Origin of the sequence: Lelliottia sp. RWM.1 (assembly GCF_016859735.1) — a bacterium.
Taxonomy (GTDB): domain Bacteria; phylum Pseudomonadota; class Gammaproteobacteria; order Enterobacterales; family Enterobacteriaceae; genus Enterobacter.
This window is the reverse complement of sequence record NZ_WLVC01000103.1, coordinates 1-3157: the sequence shown is the minus strand read 5'-3', so window position 1 is coordinate 3157 and position 3157 is coordinate 1. Positions and strand designations below refer to the sequence as shown.

General features: G+C 51.7%; 4 protein-coding genes and 1 pseudogene. All 5 read left to right on the top strand.

Annotated elements, in window-relative coordinates:
• Positions 1-273 (top strand): helix-turn-helix domain-containing protein (locus GF617_RS26600; protein ID WP_239006642.1); only part of this gene is annotated, 273 nt, incomplete at its 5' end.
• A 175-nt stretch (positions 274-448) separates the two neighbouring features.
• The gene (chrA, locus tag GF617_RS26595; protein ID WP_049015982.1) at positions 449-1654 is read left to right on the top strand and encodes a chromate efflux transporter; all 1206 of its coding nucleotides are present in this window, start codon (positions 449-451) and stop codon (positions 1652-1654) included.
• A gap of 10 nt (positions 1655-1664) precedes the next feature.
• The gene (locus GF617_RS26590) at positions 1665-1970 is read left to right on the top strand and encodes a PadR family transcriptional regulator (protein WP_004206574.1); all 306 of its coding nucleotides are present in this window, start codon (positions 1665-1667) and stop codon (positions 1968-1970) included.
• A gap of 119 nt (positions 1971-2089) precedes the next feature.
• Positions 2090-2539: pseudogene (locus GF617_RS26585) on the top strand (ArsB/NhaD family transporter); the annotation flags it as partial.
• A 12-nt stretch (positions 2540-2551) separates the two neighbouring features.
• Positions 2552-2977: a glutaredoxin-dependent arsenate reductase gene (gene arsC / locus GF617_RS26580; protein WP_049015986.1), complete on the top strand. Its 426-nt coding sequence runs from the start codon at positions 2552-2554 to the stop codon at positions 2975-2977.
• The last annotated feature ends 180 nt before the right edge of the window (positions 2978-3157 follow it).

The window sequence follows — 3157 nt, the reverse complement described above, 5'->3', positions numbered from 1 at the left end:
AAATCGGCCCAGATCCGCGAAATTTTAATCAGCGAGTCAGCTTGGGAAGAAATGACCTGCTTATTCGCACCTTCCCTGATTGAACGCACACATTCAGGGATTTCTCGGGCAAGATCAGCCGGGAAACGCTTCGGTCGTCCGCCCATCTTGAGCGAGGAGCAAAAAAAAATAGTGTCAGAGCGCCTTAATTCCGGGGCCAGTATCAGTGCGGTTGCCAGAGAATTTAATACCACCCGGCAAACCATACTCCGGGTAAAAGCAGGACAGCAATAATACTGAATGTGAATAAAGCCCATAACTGGCCAGGCAGTTGAAACTGTTCTTGAAGTAAACATCTGGAAAGCATGAAACATCATTCTATCCACAGGGAGCAGTGGCTATTATAATCGAATTTCGATAACGAAATTCGATTATAATAGCCAATAAAACCAGCAATCAGGATCTGACCATGAACGATACTGCCAGGAATGATCACAGCCCCTGGGCTGTCTTTCTGATTTTCTTCCGACTTGGCCTGACATCCTTCGGCGGCCCAATTGCCCATCTGGGTTACTTCCGCGATGAGTTTGTGACGCGACGGCAGTGGTTGACCGAGCGCAGCTATGCAGATTTGGTCGCTCTGTGCCAGTTCCTTCCGGGACCAGCAAGCAGTCAGGTTGGTATAGCGCTCGGGCTGTCCCGTGCCGGTTATACCGGGGCGCTGGCAGCATGGGCCGGCTTCACGCTACCGTCAGCAGTTGCACTGATCCTGTTTGCGCTGGGGATGACCAGTTACGGGGATATGATGCCCTCTGGTGTATTGCATGGGCTGAAAGTGGTAGCCGTTGCGGTGGTCGCGCAAGCTGTATGGGGCATGGCCCGAAATCTTTGCCCGGATATACCGCGTATTACTGTCATGGCAGTGGCAACCTGCTTTGTGCTTCTTGTGCCATCGGCCTGGGGACAGGTGGGAGTAATCGTCACTGCGGCTGTCACTGGCATGTTACTGTTCAAACCTCAGCAGACGACGGTACATGATCCGCTGCCCGTTTCAATACGGCGTCGCGTCGGATTGTTCTGGCTCACGCTGTTCTTTGTGCTACTGACAGGGTTACCATTGCTGACGGCGATATTCCCAAATCCGACGCTGTTAATGGTAGAAACTTTCTACCGGACCGGATCACTGGTTTTTGGTGGCGGGCATGTCGTGCTGCCATTACTGCAGACTGAAGTCGTTCCTTCTGGCTGGGTCAGCACTGATACATTCTTGGCTGGCTACGGCGCTGCCCAGGCCGTTCCTGGACCATTGTTCACTTTTGCAGCCTTTCTCGGGGCTTCGATGAACCAGGTGCCTTCTGGCTGGCTGGGTGGTCTGGTTTGTCTGCTGGCAATTTTCGCACCGTCCTTCCTTCTGATTGTGGGAGCATTGCCGTTCTGGGAAAGTCTGCGCCGCAATATCCGTACACAAGCAGCGTTGCAGGGTATTAATGCAGCCGTAGTTGGCCTTCTGCTGGCAGCTCTCTATCAACCAGTATGGACGAGCGCAGTTCTCGCTCCGCAAGATTTCGGCCTTGCCCTTGTGGCACTGGTCGCTCTGATGTTCTGGAAACTGCCGCCGTGGCTGGTCGTAGTGAGTTGCGGTGTTGCGGGTTGGTTGTTGAGTTTAGCACTGTGAGGTTCCGGGCGTGACCGACAAAGATCTTTACGGCGGGATGATCCGTTTGCACATCCTGCATCATGCAGCCAAAGAACCCGTCTTTGGTCTGGGCATCATTGAGGAATTGCGACACCACGGTTATCAACTCAGCCCGGGTACCCTGTATCCGATGCTGCACGGTATGGAAAAGAAGGGGTATCTCACTTCACGACATGTTCAGGCCGGTCGACGAAGTCGGCGAGTATATGAAATCACCGGACAAGGGCACATAGCGCTAACGGACGCCAGAAACAGGGTGAAAGAGCTGTTCGGTGAACTTGTTGAAGGCAAATGATATGCCTATGGTTTTAGTCCGGTCTGCCGTCTTCTGAAAACGACAGACACATGTAAGATTATCCGCTGCCTGGCAGAAGGAGACTTTGTGAAAACGCTCATGGTGTGTATTTATACGATCAGAAGGCGTTTTTTTCGCTGGGCATGTACCTGGTGGTCTATGGCCTGCGCAATGCCGGGCTCACGGAGTATCTGTCTGGTGTACTGAACCTGCTGGCAGAAAAGGGGTTATGGGCAGCGACGTTCGGCACCGGCTTCCTGACCGCGTTCCTGTCGTCGGTGATGAACAATATGCCGACGGTGCTGATTGGCGCGCTGTCGATTGACGGGAGTACGGCGACTGGCGTCGTCAAAGAGGCAATGATTTATGCCAACGTGATTGGCTGCGATTTAGGCCCGAAAATCACCCCGATTGGCAGTCTGGCAACCCTGCTTTGGCTGCATGTGCTTGCCCAGAAAAATATAACGATCACCTGGGGTTATTACTTCCGCACCGGCATTATCATGACTCTGCCCGTGCTGTTTGTCACTCTGGCCGCGCTGGCGTTGCGGCTTTCCATCACTTTGTAATGAGATAAAGATATGAGCAACATTACCATCTATCACAACCCGGCCTGCGGCACTTCACGCAACACGCTGGAGATGATCCGTAACAGCGGTAACGAACCGACCATTATTTATTATCTCGATACGCCACCGACCCGTGATGAGCTGATTAAACTTATTTCAGATATGGGAATTACGGTGCGTGCATTGCTGCGTAAGAATGTTGAGCCTTATGAACACCAGGGCCTTGATGAAGAGAAATTCAGTGATGAGCAGTTGATTGATTTTATGCTTCAACATCCGATCCTGATTAATCGGCCGGTAGTCGTTACGCCGCTTGGCACTCGTCTTTGCCGCCCTTCAGAAATAGTGCTGGATATTCTACCTGAAGGTCAGAAAGGAGTGTTTACCAAAGAGGACGGCGAAAAGGTCATTGACGAAACGGGGAAGCGGGTTAAGTAACCTGTTTTTTTCGTCTCATTTTTATCGTATTCGGGCGTCTGTCTGTACCATGCAGACGCTCGCTTTTTGTAATGCCAGCTAAAGAAACAGGTTTAACGTAGGATATTTAATGAGATGGTCACTCCCTCCTTCCCGGTATTATGCTGAGGACAGGCTTTCATTCGGAGAACTATCATGGAA